We start from the raw sequence: 16,520 nt of genomic DNA on the forward strand, positions 1-16,520 counted from the left end.
CACCGGCAGGAAGGCCCACCGTGACGACGGCGACGGACGCGACGAGCGCACCGGTTGCCTTCCTGCGCTTCGCCGACGCCGCGCTCGACTGGGCCCTCGGCGACCAGGACGACGCCGCGGCGACCTCACTCGCGCACGCCCGCGAGGACCTCGCCGCCGACCCCACCGCCGACGGGTTCGTCGCGCTCTGCGCCAACGCGCACGCCGACGGCGCCGCGCGCGAGCTGCTCGCCCTCCTGATCGCCTGCGAGACCGACCTGGCCCGGACCGCCCGGCTCGCGACCCTCACCGGCAGCGGCCGGCCGGGCCGGCTGACCCTCGGGGCCGCCGCCCGCCTCCTCGGCGGGGTCGGCGCCTGCGTGGCCGCGACCGGGCCGTCCTCCGCGCTGCGCCGGGCCGCGCTCGTCGGGCTGCTCGAGCACCAGGGGCCGTGGTCGACGACCGAGATCGTGCTCGCGCCCAGCGTCGTCTGGGCCATCGGCGGCGACCAGTCGCCCGACCCCGACCTGCCGGTCGGCGCCTGGATGATGGAGGGTCCGCCGGGCGGCCCGGCGTCCACGGCCGTCGAGGACGGGCTGGTGCTCGTGGCCGGGCCCGACCCGGTGCGCCGCCGCGCCCTGGTCACGCAGCAGCGGGGCGCCGACGTCTACCTCGTCACCCCGGCACCGACGAGCCCCGACGGCTGGGCCGCCGTCGTCCGCGAGGCGACGATCACCGGCAGCGGCGTCGTGGTCGAGGTCGGCGACGACCTCCCGCCCGCCGGCCGGCAGTGGATCGACCGCGCCACCCACCTGGCCTGGGCGCTCTCCAGCACCGACGACATCCCGCTCGCCGAGCTGCCCGAGCGCCCGCGCGTCGAGCTGCGCGCCTCCGACGACGTCGTCACCGAGGAGGAGTGGCGCAGCGTCTTCGGGCCCGACGCCCCGCGCACCCACCGCCTCACCGCCCACCAGCTCGAGCAGGTCGGCTCCGCGCTGCCCGCCGTGGGCGGCGACCTCGACCTGGCGGTCCGTCGACTGCTGGCCGGGCCGATGGGCCGGCTGGCCCGTCGCATCCGACCCCGCAAGACGTGGGACGACCTCATCCTCAGCGAACCCCGGGTCGACCAGCTGCGCACCGTCGTCGCGCGGTTCCGCCAGGCCGGCACGGTCTACGACGACTGGGGCGTCACGTCGTCGTCGGGCCGCGGCATCATCTCCCTCTTCACCGGACCCTCCGGCACCGGCAAGTCGCTGGCCGCCGAGGTCGTGGCGCACACGCTCGGCCTCGACCTCTACCGCGTCGACCTGTCGTCGGTGGTGAGCAAGTACATCGGCGAGACCGAGCAGAACCTCGAGAAGCTGTTCTCCGCCGCGTCCGCCGGCAGCGCGGTGCTGTTCTTCGACGAGGCCGACTCGCTGTTCGGCAAGCGGTCCGAGGTCAAGGACGGCCGCGACCGCTACGCCAACCTCGAGGTCTCCTACCTGCTGCAGCGGCTCGAGAGCTACGACGGCGTCGTCGTCCTGGCGACCAACCTGCCGAAGAACATCGACGACGCGTTCCTGCGCCGCATCCACGAGGTCGTCTCGTTCACCCTGCCCGCCGTCGACGAGCGGCGCGCCATCTGGGCCCACCACCTCGCCGACGGCGACATCCCGCTGGGCGAGCTGGACGTCGACCGGCTGGCCCGGCGCTTCGAGGTCGCCGGCGGCATCATCCGCAACGTCGTCGTCTCGGCGGCGTTCCGCGCCGCCGACGAGGGCACCCCCGTCACCATGGACCACCTGCTCGCGGCGCTCGCCGGCGAGTACAAGAAGCTCGGCCGCATGCTCAACCCGGAGGACTTCGATGCCTGACCACGACGCGCCCGCCAAGGCCGACCACCAGACGCTCGAACGGGTGGCACCGACGGCCGCCGAGCCGGTCCGCCGGGTGATGAGCGTCGGCGCGGCCGACGACCACGCCGAGCGCGACGCCGACCAGCGGGCCGCGGAGGCGCTCGGCTGGCTGGCCGACCAGCAGCCGCTCGACCGGCAGGCCGCGGAGCCGCACGTGCACACCGCGGCCTGCGGCATCGCCCGCAGCCACGCGCCCCAGCCGGGCCCGGCGACGATCGGCTACGAGGGCGGCGACCTCGACGCGGGCACGCAGAGCGAGATCGAGAGCTCCGTCGGGGGTGGCGAGTCGCTCGAGGCACCGGTGCGCAGCACCATGGAGGCCGCGTTCGGCGCCGACCTCGGCAAGGTCCGCATCCACCGTGGCGCGTCGGCGGGGAGGATCTCCCGCACGATCTCGGCCGAGGCCTTCACCACCGGCAACGACATCTTCTTCGCCGACGGCGCCTACGACCCGTCGTCCGCGCGCGGCCAGAAGGTCCTGGCTCACGAGCTCGGCCACGTGATGCAGGGCGGTGGCGCCGCGCTGCGCCGCAAGAACACCGCCACCGCCGGCGCGACTCCCGGGCTGACCGGTGCGGCCGCGGCGAAGGCCGTCAAGGAGGAGGCTGTTCGCAAGGCGAAGGAGGCCGAGCAGGCCAAGAAGGACGCCGCCGCGAAGAAGAAGGCCGACGACAAGAAGAAGGCCGACGAGGCGAAGGCGGCCAAGAAGGCCGCGGACAAGAAGGCCAAGGACGACAAGGCCGCCGCCGACAAGCAGAAGAAGGCCGAGGAGAAGAAGGCCAAGGACGAGAAGGCCGCCGCGGAGAAGCAGAAGAAGGCCGGCATCAAGGGCGAGCGGGCCGCGAACACCGCCACCGCCCAGGTGGCCCAGGCGGGCGCGAAGGTGCAGAACAAGGAGAACGCCGCCGTCGCGGCGACCATGAAGGCCGCGATGGAGGCCGGCCCGGTCTCCACGCTGCCGCCCGACCAGCTGGTCGAGTTCTGGGTGCAGGTCGAGTCCTGCCTCACCGCGGAGATGGAGGCGCGCACCCGCGTCTTCGACAAGCTCACGGACGGCTTCACCAAGGACGTCGCCGACATGGCGCCGATCGAGCAGGCCGCCGAGGTCGAGGGCGCCAAGGTCTGGGACGAGGCACCCAAGGAGGTGCGCGCCTACCGGCCGCTGCGCTTCGACGAGTTCGACAAGGCCCTCACGCGGGCCAACCAGGCCGCCCAGGACGCCCGGGTCCGCCGCGAGGCGGAGGCCGAGAAGGTGCGCGCGGCCAGCACCGTGCCGATGACCGGCAAGGAGGCGCACGAGCAGGTCAAGAAGCAGCGCGAGCAGGACCGGCTCGCGGCCCGCGCCAACGCGGCGTCCGGCGACGGCGGCAAGGCGCTCGCCGACAAGGCGACGGCGGCCGGCGAGAAGGCCGTCGCCGGCGCCACCGGCGTCACGCCGGGCGGGGAGATGGAGGCGCGCCTCCGTGCGGCCGCCGAGGAGTCGACCCGGACCGACGCCTCCGGCCCGGTGCTGGTCGACGAGCGCGCCACCGTCGACACGATCAAGAAGGTCTCCAACCCCGTCGGCAAGGGCGCCAGCAAGATCACCGAGTTCGGGCTCGAGGACGCCGGCACGATGACCGCCGAGGGCGCCGGCAGCGTCGGCGACCTGATGGACGGCAGCACCACCGGCGTCGGCGACGTGCTCGACATGGTCGGCAAGGTCATGACGCTGACCGCCACCATCGACTCGATGAGGAAGGGCACCGCCGACCGCGGCGCCAAGGTCACCGTCACCAAGGACGGCGTCGCCGTGCTGATGAGCGCGGCCCAGGTCACCAAGACGACGCTGGCGACGATGGAGAAGGGCCTCAAGGCGTTCGACACCGGCAGCCCCGTCCTGGACCAGGTCGGGTCGGCCCTGCCGATCGTCGGGATCATCACCTCGAGCCTGGGCCTCATCCACACCGCGCTCGACGCGATCCCGACGTTCGAGCGGCACTTCGCCGGCGTCGCGGCCGTCGAGGAGGCGCTGCTGGGCAAGAACGCACCGCTCGCCGCGGCGATGGACCGGATCAACTCGCGCACGGCCCAGATGATCGAGATGTCGACGTTCAAGATGGCCAAGCACGCCACGATGCTCGGGCTCAACATCGCCGAGGTGGCCTCCGCCGGAGGCTTCGGCATCCCGGCGGCCGCCAAGCTGACCATGAGCCTGGTCGACGTCCTGCACAGCGTCGGCCACGGGATCTACGACACCGTCAGCGAGTCCCAGTCCTCGACCGCGCTCAAGGGCTTCAACGTCGAGCACAAGGAGGGCGCCTCCCGCGACGTGCTCAAGCACGACATCGGCTCCGGCGTCCGGCAGCTCGTGCTGGCCGCCCAGGACGGGCTGCCCTACGCCCGCGCGACCCTGCTCGAGTACGGCATCACGGCCGCCGAGATCGGGTCCATGGACTTCGACGAGCTCACCGACCAGGTGCTCAAGGGCCTGGAGGCCACCGGCGACCCGAAGACGGTGACCGAGAAGGTCAACGCGGCCGTCAAGACCGTCACCGACACCCTCGGGGTCTCCGACGCCCCGGCGGGCACGCCGGCCGACGAGCGCGGCATCCTGCAGAAGATCAGCGACGGCATCAAGTCGGTCAAGAAGGGCGTCGAGGACAACTTCGACGACGCCCGTCAGGTGGTGGCCTCGAAGAACGCCGAGGGCCACCACGACAAGTCCGACCGCGGCACCGGCTCGGTGCTCTACTACGCCATGCGCGGCGCCAAGGACAACGAGAAGTCGCTCGACAAGGTGCGCACCGGCATGGCCGACAAGGCCAAGGACAAGGGCACCACGCTGACCGAGGCCGAGCTGCCCCGCACCTCCGCGGACCGCAAGCAGCGCGCCGAGGTGGCGGCCGCCCGGGCCAAGGGCCCGGACGCCGGCATCTCCGGGCCGGTCGCGCTCGAGAACGCCTGGGTCAAGAAGATCACCACCATGACCACGCCCGAGCTCGCGGCGTACTTCGGCGAGTTCGACGCCAGCCGGCAGAACGACCCGGTCGTCAAGGCCAAGCTCACCTTCATCGAGGGCGAGGTCGCCAACCGCATCCGGCGGGCCGAGGAAGAGCACGCGAAGAAGGCCAAGAAGTGACCGGGGCGATCCACGCGGCGGCCGGCCGGGTCTACCAGGGCTGGGCGGCGGTCGAGAGCTCCGACGGGCTCGGCTACACCATCGACGTCACCGGCAGCGACAGCTCGTGGACGGCGGTCGCGATCACCGACGACGACGGACTGGTGTTCTGCCTCTACTCCTACTCGCCCTTCGACGTGCCGGCCGAGGACGCCGAGGCGCTGGCCCGGATGTCGGAGTTCGTCGACCGGGTGAACCACGGCCTGGTCGCCGGGACGTTCGAGCTCGACCGCGACACCGGGGAGGTGCGGGTGCGCTCGGGCTACGAGCTGGGCACGCTGCCGCCCGCCCTGACCCAGGACCCGGACTTCCTCGAGACGATCGTCCGTGACCTCTCGGCGGCCAACATCGGGCTGATGGACCGCTACGCCACCGGCCTAGCCGGCGTGCTGCTCGGGCACGTGCCGGTCGCCGACATCGTCCGCGAAATCGAGGCCACCGACTCGCTGACCACCTGAGCCGGTGCCGGCCGGCGCCCCGCGCGGGACGCCGGCCGGCACGGCCGGGACCTCAGAACAACAGGGCCGACGCCGGGTCCTCCAGGATGCCGGCGACGTCGGCGAGGAAGCGCGAGCCCTTCTCGCCGTCGATGTGGCGGTGGTCGAAGCTCAGCGCCAACGTCGTGACGTGCCGGACGGCGATCTCGTCGACGCCGTCCCGCGTCACCACCCACGGCTGCTTGCGGATGGCGCCGAAGCAGAGGATCGCCGACTCGCCGGGGTTGATGATCGGCGTGCCGGCGTCGACGCCGAACACCCCGACGTTGGTGATCGTGAAGGTGCCACCGGCCATGTCGGCCGGCTGGGTCTTCCCGTCGCGGGCGGTCGCGGTGACCTCGCCGAGCGCCCCGGCGAGCTCGAGGAGCGAGAGCCGGTCGGCGTCCTTGACGTTCGGGACGACGAGCCCGCGAGGGGTCGCCGCGGCGATGCCGAGGTTGACGTAGTGCTTGAGGACGACCTCCTGGGCCGCCTCGTCCCAGAAGGAGTTGACCTCCGGCGTCCGGCGCACCGCCAGCAGCACCGCCTTCGCCAGCACCAGGAGCGGGCTGACCCGCACCTCGCGCAGCTCGCGGCGCTGCTTGAGCCGGGCCACGAGCTCGACGGTCGCGGTGGCGTCGACGGTGACCCACTCGGTGACGTGCGGCGCGGTGAACGCCGACTGCGTCATCGCGCCGGCCATCATCTTGCGCACGCCCTTGACCGGCTCGCGGGTCTCCCGGGCGCCGGCCGCGACGGTCGTCGACATCACCGCGCTCGGACCCGGGTCGACGGCGCCCCGGTAGGTCGCCCCGCCGGCGGCGTCCTCGACGTCGCCGCGGGTCACGGTGCCGTTCGGCCCGGACGTCGCACAGGTGGTGAGGTCGACGCCGAGGTCCTTGGCGAGCTTGCGGACCGGCGGCTTGGCCAGCACCCGGACCTCGGCGGGCTGGGCCACCTCGGCCGCGCGGGCCGGGACGGCGTCCTCGAGGTCGGCCGCCTCGACCAGCGGCGAGGCGAGCCCGGTCTCGAAGGAGGCCTGGGTCTGGATGTGGGTGGCCAGCGAGCCGCTGGCGACCTTGCGCGCCCGACGGATCGGTCCGCGGTCGGCCTTGTTGCGACCGACGAGGCTCTCGCCCTCGCCGCCGCCGCTGGCGGCGGGGTTGGACAGGTCGATGACCATGTCGCCGGGCCCCGGCGGCGGGGCGTCGGGCAAGGTCGGGTCCTCGGCGGCGGGCTCCCCGATGCGGATGATCGGGGTCCCGACGGCGACCATCTCGCCCTCGGGCACGAGCAGGGCGGTCACCTCGCCGGCGTACGGCGACGGCAGCTCGACGAGCGACTTGGCGGTCTCGATCTCGACGACGATGTCGTTGATGGCGATGACGTCGCCGACCTTGACCTTCCAGGTCACGATCTCGGCCTCGGTGAGGCCTTCGCCGACGTCGGGCAGGAGGTACTCGGGCATGGCGGTCTCCTGGCCTAGAAGTCGAGGGAGCGGTCGACGGCGTCGAGCACCCGGTCGAGGTCGGGGAGGAAGTCCTCCTCGATCCGCGACGCCGGGTAGGGCGTGTCGAACCCGCCGACGCGGAGCACCGGAGCCTCGAGGGAGTAGAAGCACTCCTCGGTGATCCGGGCGGCGAGCTCGGAGCCCAGGCCGAGGTTCACGTGCGCCTCGTGGACCACGACGGCCCGGCCGGTGCGGCGCACGGACTCGTGGACCGGCGCCATGTCGAGCGGCGAGAGCGTGCGCAGGTCGATGACCTCGAGCGAGCGTCCCTCGGTGGCGGCGGCCTCGGCGGCCTTCATCGCGGTCTTCACCGTCGGCCCGTAGGCGAGCAGCGTGGCGTCGGTGCCGCGGCGCACGACGCGGGAGGTGAACAGCGGCGCGACGTCGGCGAGGGTCTCGGTGTCGTCGAGCTCGGCCTTGTCGGCGTGGTACTGCCGCTTCGGCTCCAGGAAGATCACCGGGTCGTCGCACGCGATGGCCTGCTGGATCATCCAGTAGCCGTCGACGGGGTTGGAGCAGGCGACGACCTTGAGTCCCGGCGTGTGCGCGAACTGCGCCTCGGGCGACTCGCTGTGGTGCTCGACCGCGCCGATGCCGCCGCCGAACGGGATCCGGATGACGATGGGCATCTTGGTGCGGCCCTTGCTCCGGTAGTGGATCTTCGCGACCTGGCAGACGATCTGGTCGTAGGCCGGGTAGACGAAGCCGTCGAACTGGATCTCCACGACGGGCCGGTAGCCGCGCATCGCCATGCCGACCGCGGTGCCGACGATGCCGGACTCCGCCAGCGGGCTGTCGATGACGCGGTCCTCGCCGAAGTCCTTCTGCAGGCCGTCGGTGATGCGGAAGACACCGCCCAGCTTGCCGACGTCCTCGCCCATGAGCAGGACCTTCGGGTCGTCCTCCATCGCCTTGCGCAGGCCCATGTTGAGGCCCTTGGCGAGGGTGATCTTCTGGGTTCCGGTGGAGGTGCTCATGCGCGTGCTCCCTCGAACGAGGCCTGGTAGGCCGCGAAGCCCTCGCGCTGGACGCGCAGCTCCTCGGTCTCCTCGGCGTAGACGTGCTCGAAGATGGCCGACGGCAGCGGGTCGGGCATCGCCTTGCAGCCCTCGCGCAGCGTGTGGCCCAGGTCGTCGGCCTCGGCGGCGATCTCGGCCATGAACGTGTCGTCGACCAGGCCGTTGCGGCGCAGGTAGACCTCGACCCGGGCGATCGGGTCCTTGAGCTTCCAGCTCTCGACGTCGTCGGAGAGGCGGTAGCGGGTGGGGTCGTCGGTCGTGGTGTGCGCGCCCATCCGGTAGGTGTAGGCCTCGACCAGCGTGGGGCCCTGGCCGTCGCGGGCCCGCTGCAGCGCGGCCTGCGTGACGGCGTACGTCGCGAGGACGTCGTTGCCGTCGACGCGGACGCCGGGGAAGCCGAAGCCCAGCGCGCGCTGGTAGAGCGGGATCCGGGTCTGGCGCTCGATCGGCTCGGAGATCGCCCACTGGTTGTTCTGGCAGAAGAACACCACCGGGGCGTTGTAGGAGGCGGCGAAGATGAACGCCTCGTTGACGTCGCCCTGGCTGCTGGCTCCGTCGCCGAAGTGGGCCACGACCGCCGCGTCGCGCTCGGCGTCGCCGGTGCCGACGTCGCCGTCGCGCTGGATGCCCATCGCGTAGCCGGTGGCGTGCAGCGTCTGGGCGCCGATGACGATCGTGTACTGGCCGAAGTTGACCTCGGCGGCGTCCCAGCCGCCGTGGTCGACGCCGCGGAAGAGCCCGAGGAGCTTCAGCGGGTCGAGCCCGCGGCACCACGCGACACCGTGCTCGCGGTAGGTCGGGAAGACGTAGTCCTGCGGACGGAGGGCCCGACCGGCGCCGATCTGCGCGGCCTCCTGGCCGAGGAGCTGGGCCCAGATGCCGAGCTCGCCGTGGCGCTGCAGGGCCGTGGCCTCGGTGTCGATGCGCCGGGTGAGCACCATGTCGCGGTAGAACCCGCGCAGCTGCTCGGCGGAGAAGTCCATGTCGAACTCCGGGTGGTGGACCCGCTCGCCCTCCGGGGTCAGGAGCTGGACCAGCTCCGGACCTCCGGCACCCTGGCTGGGCCCGAAGACCTCCACCAGATCGGGGCCGAAGCCGGGGCCGTTCGCGGTGCTGCTCGCGTCGGGGGGTGCGTTCATGGCTGCTCCTTCTCGTCGCCCGGCGGACGGGGTCTCCGTCGCCGGGTGCCTGGGCTTCGCCGGCGTGCCTACGGGTCGGTCCGCAGGGGTGGCGCGGCTGTGACCCGGGACACAGTCCGGACGAGGAGAACCTACCGTCGTCGTGGTCGGCCCCGCCAAATCACGCCGCCACCCCGGGCGCCCTGGTCCAGGCCACCGCCCGCCGCGACGGGGTGCGCGGGCGCCGGCGGCGTCGACCCGGCTGGCCTGGGCGGGTGAGGACCGTCGCAGCCGACGTCCCTAGGCTGGCGGCATGGGTTCGAAGAGCAGGTCCGCCGGTACGACGATCGCCGCCCCGCCGTCCGTGGTGTTCGCGATCCTCAGCGATCCGCGCCAGCACACCCGGATCGACGGCTCCGGCACCGTGCGCGCCACGGTGTCCGGGCCGGAGCGGCTCGAGCTGGGCTCGGAGTTCGGCATGGACATGAAGAACGGCGCCAAGTACAAGATCAAGAACAAGGTCGTCGAGTTCGAGCCCGACCGGCTGATCGCGTGGCGCCACAAGGGCAAGCACCGGTGGCGCTACGAGCTCACCCCCACCAACGGCGGCGGCACCCAGGTCGTGGAGACCTGGGACCTCGCGCACTACGACCCCGTCTCCCGCGCGGCGCTCAAGGCGCTCTTCGGCTCGCGCACCCAGAAGGCGCTCGACGAGACCATGGTCAAGCTGAAGGCGGCCGCCGAGGCTGACGCCGCGGGCTGAGCCGCGTCCGCGCGGCCCTCAGGAGCCGTGCAGCTCGCCGAGGTCCTCGTGGGCCTCGTGGGAGACCGGCTCGACCTGGAAGGTCGCGTGCCGGACGTCGAAGTGCTCGGCCACGCAGGCGCCGAGCTCGTCGAGGATCGCGCCGACCCCGCGGGCGGCGAGGGCCTCGTCGGTGACGGTCACGTGGGCCGAGAGGCTGGGGATGCCGCTGGTGATCGTCCAGGCGTGCAGGTCGTGGACGTCGACGACGCCGGCGCCGTGGCGCAGGTGGTGCCCGACGTCGTCGAGGTCGAGACCGTTGGGCGCGATCTCGAGCAGCACGACGGCGGCGTCGCGCGCGAGGACCAGCGACCGCGGCAGGATCATCGCGGCGATCACCAGCGACGCGACGGCGTCGGCCTGGAGCCAGCCGGTCAGCCAGATGACGATGCCGGCGATCACCGCGAGGACCGAGCCGAGCAGGTCGGCGAACACCTCGTAGAGCGCGCCGCGCATGTTGAGCGAGTCGGTGTCGCTGCGGTTGAGGATCGCCATCGACACCGCGTTGGCCACGAGACCGACGGCGGCGAAGAGCACGAGCCCGCCGGCGTCGACGTCCGCGGGGTCGAACAGCCGGCCCACCCCTGCCCACACCAGGTAGCCGCAGACCCCCAGCAGCACCAGCGCGTTCAGCAGGGCGGCCAGCACCTCGGCGCGGTGGTAGCCGAACGTCGAGCGCCGCCCGGCCGGCAGCGAGGCGACGTACGACGCCCCGAGCGCGAGCAGGACGCCGCCCGCGTCGGTGGCCATGTGCGCGGCGTCGGCCAGCAGCGCGAGCGACCCCGTGAGCAGGGCGCCGACGACCTCGACGACGAGGACCGTGGCGGTGACGCCGAGCACCCAGCGCAGGCGACGGCGGTCCGCCGCCCGCCCGGCCGCGTGACCGTGCCCGTGCCCGTGTCCCATGGCCCCAGCGTAGGAGGGTCAGCCCCGGCCGTGCGGCTCCAGCCAGACGGCGGGATCGGGACCGTCGGGGACGATGCCGGACGGGTTGATGTCGCGGTGCACGACGTAGTAGTGCTGCTTGATCTGCTCGAAGTCGATCGTGTCGCCGAAGCCGGGCGTCTGGAACAGGTCGCGCGCGTAGCCCCACAGGTTCGGCAGCTCGGTGAGCTTCTGGCGGTTGCACTTGAAGTGGCCGTGGTAGACGGGGTCGAAGCGGGCCAGCGTCGTGAACAGCCGGACGTCGGCCTCGGTGATCGCGGCGCCCATGAGGTAGCGCCGGGTGCCGAGCCGCTCCTCGAGCCAGTCGAGCGCGGTGAACAGCCGGTCGTAGGCGGCGTCGTAGGCCTCCTGCGAGCCGGCGAAGCCACAGCGGTAGACGCCGTTGTTGACCTCGGTGAAGACCCTCTTCATCACGACCTCCATCTCCTCGCGGAGGTCGACGGGCCACAGGTCCGGCGCGTCGGCGCGGTGGTGCTCGCGCCACTCGTGGAACAGGTCGTGGGTGATCCACGGGAAGTCGTTGGTGACGAGCAGGCCCGTCGACTCCTCGACCATCGCCGGCACGGTGATGCCCCGGGGGTAGTCGGGGAACCGCTTGAGGTAGGCCTCCTGCAGCCGCTCGATGCCGAGCACCGGGTCGCGCCCGCCGGGGTCGAGGTCGAAGGTCCACGACCGTGCGTCGTGCGTGGGGCCGGGCAGCCCGAGGGAGATGACGTCCTCGAGCCCGAGCAGGCTGCGCACGATGATCGAGCGGTTCGCCCACGGGCAGGCCTTGGCGGCGACCAGCCGGTAGCGGCCGGGCTCGACGGGCCACAGCTCGCCCTCGACCGGGCCGTGCTCGGGACGCCGGGCCCCGAGGGTGATGCGGTCCGGCACGTAGTTCATGTCCCGGTCGAAAGCCTTGCCCTGCTCGACGTAGGTCCCCTGGTCAGCCATGGACCCAATCTACGGGCGCACGGGCCACTCCTCGGGGTGGGCCCGGTCTCGACTCAGGCGGCGCTCTCGACCTTCCAGTCGCCGTCCTCCTTGACGAGCTCCACCGTGGCGTCGTCCTCCTCCTCGAGCTCCTCGGTGCCGTAGAGGTCGCGGAAGCTGTCCGGGTCGTCGCCGGTGTACTTGGACTTCACGGTGCCCTTGACCGTGGCCTTGTCGCCGTCCTCCTCGACGTCCTTGACGTCGAAGTCGAAGTCGATGTCGTCCTGGAGGGCCTCGTAGTCGGCGCCGCCGAACTCCTCGAGCTGGGCCTCGACCTTGTCGGCGTAGTCGCCGCAGTCGCTCGCCTCGAGGCCGTCGAGCAGCTCCTGCTGCGGCTTCTCCGCCGTCAGCTCGCAGACCTCCTCGGAGTCGCCGTCGACGGTGGCCTCGAAGTAGTCCTTCGCCACACCCTCCGGGCCTCCGCCGCCGAGCACGACGGTGAAGAGCAGGACCACGACGACCAGGAGGAGGGCCACGCCACCCGCGATGATCGCGATCAGCTTGCCCTTGCCGCCGCCCGAGGAGGACGCCGGGAGCTGGTTGCCCCAGGCGGGCTGCTGGCCGTAGCCCTGCTGCCCGTACCCGGGCTGCTGGCCGTAGCCCTGCTGCCCGTACCCGGGCTGCTGGCCGTAGCCCTGCTGGCCGTAGCCCGGCTGCTGGCCGTAGCCCTGCTGCCCGTACTCGGGCTGCTGCCCGTAGCCCGGCTGCTGCCCGTAGCCCGGCTGCTGGCCGTAGCCCTGCTGCTCGGGCTGCGCCGGCTGCCCGTACGCCGGGGTGGCCGGCGGCTGGTCGCCGGCACCCTTGTCGAGGTTCGGTGCCGACGGCGAGGACTGCTGCCCGCCCCCGAGCCCCGCTGCGGGGTTGAACCGGGTCGGCTCGCTGTGCGGGTCGCTCGCCGGCTCCGGCTCCGCGGGCTGTGCGGCCTGCTGGTCGCCGCCCTGCGTGTGCTCGGTCCACTGAGACCCGTCCCACCAGCGCTGGGCGCCCTGGCCGTCGTCGTACCAGCCCGGGGGTGTGCTGCCGTGGGTCATCGGGGTCTCCTCGCGGGTCGGGACGGGGCCGGGACGTGGCTGCCGTCCGGCCGGCGCATCATGTCACGCACGGCGCCGGGTCGAGCCGGACCGGTCAGCCGTCGAGCGGCAGCAGGCCGGCCACGAAGTCGAGCTTCTCGAGCACCGGCGGGGCGATGACGAACGGGTAGACGTCGTCCTTGCCCATCGACCGGTTGATCTGGTTGAGCGCGATGGAGAGCGGCACCCAGACGCCGGTGACGACGTCGCGGAACTGGGCGAAGGCCCCCACGCCGGCGATCGTCAGGAGGCCGTACTCGCGGGCGGTCTCGACGGTGTCGGCGATGTGCAGGAAGTGCGCCCACGTCTCGGCGAAGTCCTCGAACGGGTGCATCGTCGCGTACGTCGAGATGAAGGACTCCTCCCACCCCTCCGGCGGCCCCTCGTCGTAGTGCCGCTGGAGCTCGGCCTGGTAGTCGAGCGACTCGTCCCCGAACAGCTCGCGGCACCGGGTCATCAGCTCCTCGCCGCGGACCAGCTGCCACTCGGCGTAGTGGCCGAACTCGTGGCGGAAGTGCCCCAGCATCGTGCGGTAGGGCTCGGCCAGCTGGGCGCGCACCTTCTCGCGGTGGGCGTCGTCGCTCTCGGCGAGGTCGATGGTGATGACCCCGTTCTCGTGCCCGATGACGACGTTCTCCTCGACGCTCGAGAGCAGGTCGAAGGCCAGCCCGTTCTCGGGGTCGCCGCCCTTGTCGGGGTCCTTGCCGAGGACCGTCATGCCCAGGGTGTCGAGCTCGACCAGGAGGTGCCGCTTGGCCTGCTCGGCGGCGGGGTAGTTCTCCAGGCCGACGACGTCGTCGTCGTTCGGCCGGGTCCGGGTCAGGTCGCAGCTCGAGCACTGACCGCCCTGCAGGGGGGCCAGCCAGGCGCACCCCGACAGGTTCAGGTTGGCGCAGACGTGCCAGACGAGGCCGGTCGCGTCGACGTACTGGCCGGTGGCGTCGACCGGGACCAGGGCGCGCTCGGCCCGGGAGAAGCCCAGCGCCGTGCCGCAGGACACGCAGACGGTGTTCTCGAAGTGCAGCGGGTTGTCGCAGACGCGACAGCGGAAGGCCTTCACTCGGTCGGGAAGTCGGTCGGGAGGTCGCTGAGGAGGTCGGTCGGGAAGCCCGACGGCAGGTCGCTCAGGAAGTCCGACGGGAAGCCCGACGGCAGGTCGCTCAGGAAGTCCGACGGCAGGTCCGTCGGCAGGTCGGTCGGCAGGTCGGTCGGCAGGTCGGTCGGCAGGTCCGACGGGAGGTCCGGGGTGGCGGAGCCGGCGGACGGGACGTCGGCCGTGGCCTCCTCGCTGTCGAGGCTGCTGATCAGCCAGTCGCCGTCGACCTTCTCGAGCTCGAACTCGGTGGTCTCCTCGAGCTCGCCGCTGGTGATCGTGACGGGGACGGTCGCGGTGTCGCCGTCGACCTCGGACTCGCCGACCTCGAAGTCGATGTCGTCGAACGCCTCGGTGCCCTCGGTCTCGCACTCCTCGACGTCCTCGGCGGCGTCCCCGGTGACCAGGGCGGCCGCCGCGTCGCAGTCGTCGGCCTTCAGCGCGTCGATGAACTCCTGGACGGTGGCAGCCGGGTCGGCGTCCTGGGCGCCGCCGTCGTTGCCGTCCTCGTCGTCGTCACCGCCGGTGAGCACCAGGACCAGGACGACGGCGATCACGGCGAGGGCCACGACCGCGCCGACGATCCCGAGGATCAGACCGGTCTTCTTCTTCGGCGCGGCGCCGCCGGCGTAGGACTGGGCGTAGTCGGACTGCGGCCCGCCGTACTGGCCGTAGCCCTGCTCGGTCGTGCCCTGACCCGGCTGGGGGCCGGACTGCTGGGCCTCGTACCCCGGCGGCGGTCCGCTCGGCGGGGGGCTGCTCGGGGGGCTGCCCGGGGGGCTGCCCGGCGGCGGGCTGCTCGGCGGCGGGGACGACGGCGCGGCCGGTGCCTCGCCGGGGGCGGCCCACTGGCCGCCGTCCCACCACCGCTGGCCGCCCTGGCCGTCGTCGTACCAACCCGGAGGGGGCGTGTTGTTCATGGGGGCTCCTGCAGGTGGGTGGACGACGGGTCGACGCCACGGCGCAACGACCCGGTCAGTGTCCACCAACTTGGCCGTCGGCGGGAAGGTGGTGCCCACCCCGGGGGCGGCGACCCTCAGCCGGTGCGGAACGAGTTCAGCGCCCGGCGGACGTGCCCGATGGACGCCTCGGACGCCGCGTAGCCCACCAGGTTGCCCGCCAGGAGGCCCTCGCTGCGGCGCTCGACGGCGGCGGCCGCGAAGACGTCGGGGCCGTCGGCGGCGAACACCTGGGCCGAGGCCGGGTCGTCGAAGACCAGGACGACGGCGTCCCCCGTCTCGTCGCCGACGAGACCCAGCAGCCCGGCGACCGCCCCGGGGTCGAAGGCGAACGAGTCGGCTCCGGCCGTGGCCGGTGTGCTGGCGGTCGCGCCCCGGGACCCGGCGTCGGTGAGCGCGGCGACGACCTCGTCCCCGGTGGCCGCGGCGGGGACGCCGGCGGCCAGCACCTCGACGCCGGCCGTCTCGAGCCCCGGGGCGTCGACCACGCTGACCTGCGAGCCGTCGTCGACCGGGCCGTCGTCGCCGCCGCAGCCCTGCAGCAGGACGAGGCCGAGCGCGATCGGGACGAGCAGGCGGGCGGGGCGGGGGACGAGCACCCCACCATCATGCCGGGGGACCCCGCGAGGCCTGCTCACGACGCCTCGAGGGGCGCGACGTCGACGGCGACCCGCATCGTCGAGCGCTTCGCCTCGGTGAAGATGACGCCCTTGAGCGGCGGGACGTCGCCGTAGTCGCGGCCCCAGGCGACGGTCACGTGCCGGTCGCCGATGGTCTGGTCGTTGGTCGGGTCGACGGCGAGCCAGGTGTCGTCGCCGAGCCAGACCTCGACCCACGCGTGGCTGGCGTCGGCGCCGACCAGCCGCGCCTGGCCGGGCGGCGGCTCGGTGGCGAGGTAGCCGCTGACGTAGCGCGCGGCGAGCCCGTGCCCGCGCAGGCAGGCCAGCATGAGGTGGGCGAAGTCCTGGCAGACCCCGGCCCGGGCGTCGAGGACCTGGGCGACGCTCGAGGTGACGGTGGTGGCGGTCCGGTCGTAGTCGAAGTCGGTGTGGACGCGGTGCATCAGGTCGGTGACCACCTCACCGACCGGACGTCCGGGGGCGAGCGAGGCGGCGGCGTACGACGCCGCGGCCGCGGGCTGGTCGACCAACGGCGAGGCCAGGGCGACGTCCGCGGCCCGCCAGGCACCCGCGCGGGTTGGCTCCCGCACCGGGCGCAGCTCCTCCCAGGGCGTGAGCAGCGCGGCCTCGGGCACGTGCGGCGCGACGACGTCGACGTCGCCGGCGCCCTCGACCACCAGGCTCTCGTGCGGCTCGGTGAGCTGGAAGTAGGTGACGTGGTTGCCGTAGTGGTCGAGGTCCTCGCTGACGTCGCCCGGGCCGGGCCGGACGGCGACGGCGTACGAGGACACGGCCTGCCACGGCAGCGAGCGCGGCACCAGGTGGGCGACGCCCAGGCTGTCGGTGACCGGCTCGTCGTAGGTGTAGGTCGTGGTGTGGCGGACGCGGTACCTCAC

General features: G+C 72.8%; 14 protein-coding genes. 4 read left to right on the top strand and 10 right to left on the bottom strand.

Annotation, left to right across the window (positions count from 1 at the left end; translation table 11 throughout):
* Nucleotides 1-20: 20 nt before the first annotated feature.
* From E4623_RS18780 to E4623_RS18790, 3 genes are read left to right on the top strand one after another with little or no spacing between them, the layout of a single operon-like run.
* Complete coding sequence (locus E4623_RS18780) at nt 21-1,835, top strand: ATP-binding protein (RefSeq protein ID WP_134768112.1); 1,815 nt, start codon at nt 21-23, stop codon at nt 1,833-1,835.
* A complete protein-coding gene (locus tag E4623_RS18785) occupies nt 1,828-4,998 on the top strand; it encodes a DUF4157 domain-containing protein (protein WP_134768113.1) in 3,171 nt (1,056 codons plus the stop codon). The genes E4623_RS18780 and E4623_RS18785 overlap by 8 nt, the downstream gene beginning before the upstream one ends.
* On the top strand, nt 4,995-5,495 hold the full coding sequence (locus E4623_RS18790; protein WP_134768114.1) for a hypothetical protein: 501 nt from the start codon (nt 4,995-4,997) through the stop codon (nt 5,493-5,495). Before E4623_RS18785 ends, E4623_RS18790 begins: the two co-directional genes overlap by 4 nt.
* A gap of 52 nt (nt 5,496-5,547) precedes the next feature.
* On the opposite strand, the gene E4623_RS18795 is transcribed toward E4623_RS18790, so the two are convergent.
* From E4623_RS18795 to pdhA, 3 genes are read right to left on the bottom strand one after another with little or no spacing between them, the layout of a single operon-like run.
* The gene (locus tag E4623_RS18795) at nt 5,548-6,981 is read right to left on the bottom strand and encodes a dihydrolipoamide acetyltransferase family protein (protein ID WP_134768115.1); all 1,434 of its coding nucleotides are present in this window, start codon (nt 6,979-6,981) and stop codon (nt 5,548-5,550) included.
* Nucleotides 6,982-6,995: 14 nt separating this feature from the next.
* Nucleotides 6,996-8,000 (bottom strand): alpha-ketoacid dehydrogenase subunit beta, encoded by a 1,005-nt coding sequence (locus E4623_RS18800; protein ID WP_134768116.1) that lies wholly within the window; start codon nt 7,998-8,000, stop codon nt 6,996-6,998.
* Complete coding sequence (pdhA, locus tag E4623_RS18805; RefSeq protein ID WP_134768117.1) at nt 7,997-9,181, bottom strand: pyruvate dehydrogenase (acetyl-transferring) E1 component subunit alpha; 1,185 nt, start codon at nt 9,179-9,181, stop codon at nt 7,997-7,999. The genes E4623_RS18800 and pdhA overlap by 4 nt, the downstream gene beginning before the upstream one ends.
* 292 nt (nt 9,182-9,473) lie before the next feature.
* Between pdhA and E4623_RS18810 the strand changes: the two genes are divergently transcribed.
* The gene (locus E4623_RS18810; protein ID WP_134768118.1) at nt 9,474-9,923 is read left to right on the top strand and encodes an SRPBCC family protein; all 450 of its coding nucleotides are present in this window, start codon (nt 9,474-9,476) and stop codon (nt 9,921-9,923) included.
* An 18-nt stretch (nt 9,924-9,941) separates the two neighbouring features.
* On the opposite strand, the gene E4623_RS18815 is transcribed toward E4623_RS18810, so the two are convergent.
* From E4623_RS18815 to E4623_RS18845, 7 genes are all read right to left on the bottom strand, one after another.
* Complete coding sequence (locus tag E4623_RS18815; RefSeq protein ID WP_134768119.1) at nt 9,942-10,868, bottom strand: cation diffusion facilitator family transporter; 927 nt, start codon at nt 10,866-10,868, stop codon at nt 9,942-9,944.
* A gap of 18 nt (nt 10,869-10,886) precedes the next feature.
* The gene (locus tag E4623_RS18820; RefSeq protein ID WP_134768120.1) at nt 10,887-11,843 is read right to left on the bottom strand and encodes a glutathione S-transferase C-terminal domain-containing protein; all 957 of its coding nucleotides are present in this window, start codon (nt 11,841-11,843) and stop codon (nt 10,887-10,889) included.
* Nucleotides 11,844-11,896: 53 nt separating this feature from the next.
* Nucleotides 11,897-12,913: a DUF2510 domain-containing protein gene (locus E4623_RS18825; protein WP_134768121.1), complete on the bottom strand. Its 1,017-nt coding sequence runs from the start codon at nt 12,911-12,913 to the stop codon at nt 11,897-11,899.
* A 94-nt stretch (nt 12,914-13,007) separates the two neighbouring features.
* Nucleotides 13,008-14,012: a putative zinc-binding metallopeptidase gene (locus E4623_RS18830; RefSeq protein ID WP_134768122.1), complete on the bottom strand. Its 1,005-nt coding sequence runs from the start codon at nt 14,010-14,012 to the stop codon at nt 13,008-13,010.
* Entirely contained in the window at nt 14,009-14,965 is a 957-nt protein-coding gene (locus tag E4623_RS18835; protein WP_134768123.1) for a DUF4878 domain-containing protein, read from the bottom strand. Before E4623_RS18835 ends, E4623_RS18830 begins: the two co-directional genes overlap by 4 nt.
* A 116-nt stretch (nt 14,966-15,081) precedes the next feature.
* Nucleotides 15,082-15,603, bottom strand: coding sequence for a hypothetical protein (locus tag E4623_RS18840; RefSeq protein WP_134768124.1), 522 nt, complete (start codon nt 15,601-15,603; stop codon nt 15,082-15,084).
* Nucleotides 15,604-15,638: 35 nt separating this feature from the next.
* Complete coding sequence (locus E4623_RS18845; RefSeq protein ID WP_134768125.1) at nt 15,639-16,520, bottom strand: transglutaminase family protein; 882 nt, start codon at nt 16,518-16,520, stop codon at nt 15,639-15,641.

This window comes from Nocardioides sp. 1609 (assembly GCF_004522105.1).
Taxonomy (GTDB): domain Bacteria; phylum Actinomycetota; class Actinomycetes; order Propionibacteriales; family Nocardioidaceae; genus Nocardioides.

Bases quoted from the DNA above. Each gene is read 5' to 3' on its own strand.
- E4623_RS18785 (WP_134768113.1), top strand. From the start codon at position 1,828: ATGCCTGACCACGACGCGCCCGCCAAGGCCGACCACCAGACGCTCGAA.
- E4623_RS18795 (WP_134768115.1), bottom strand. From the start codon at position 6,981: ATGCCCGAGTACCTCCTGCCCGACGTCGGCGAAGGCCTCACCGAGGCC.
- E4623_RS18800 (WP_134768116.1), bottom strand. From the start codon at position 8,000: ATGAGCACCTCCACCGGAACCCAGAAGATCACCCTCGCCAAGGGCCTC.
- pdhA (WP_134768117.1), bottom strand. From the start codon at position 9,181: ATGAACGCACCCCCCGACGCGAGCAGCACCGCGAACGGCCCCGGCTTC.
- E4623_RS18810 (WP_134768118.1), top strand. From the start codon at position 9,474: ATGGGTTCGAAGAGCAGGTCCGCCGGTACGACGATCGCCGCCCCGCCG.
- E4623_RS18815 (WP_134768119.1), bottom strand. From the start codon at position 10,868: ATGGGACACGGGCACGGGCACGGTCACGCGGCCGGGCGGGCGGCGGAC.
- E4623_RS18820 (WP_134768120.1), bottom strand. From the start codon at position 11,843: ATGGCTGACCAGGGGACCTACGTCGAGCAGGGCAAGGCTTTCGACCGG.
- E4623_RS18825 (WP_134768121.1), bottom strand. From the start codon at position 12,913: ATGACCCACGGCAGCACACCCCCGGGCTGGTACGACGACGGCCAGGGC.
- E4623_RS18835 (WP_134768123.1), bottom strand. From the start codon at position 14,965: ATGAACAACACGCCCCCTCCGGGTTGGTACGACGACGGCCAGGGCGGC.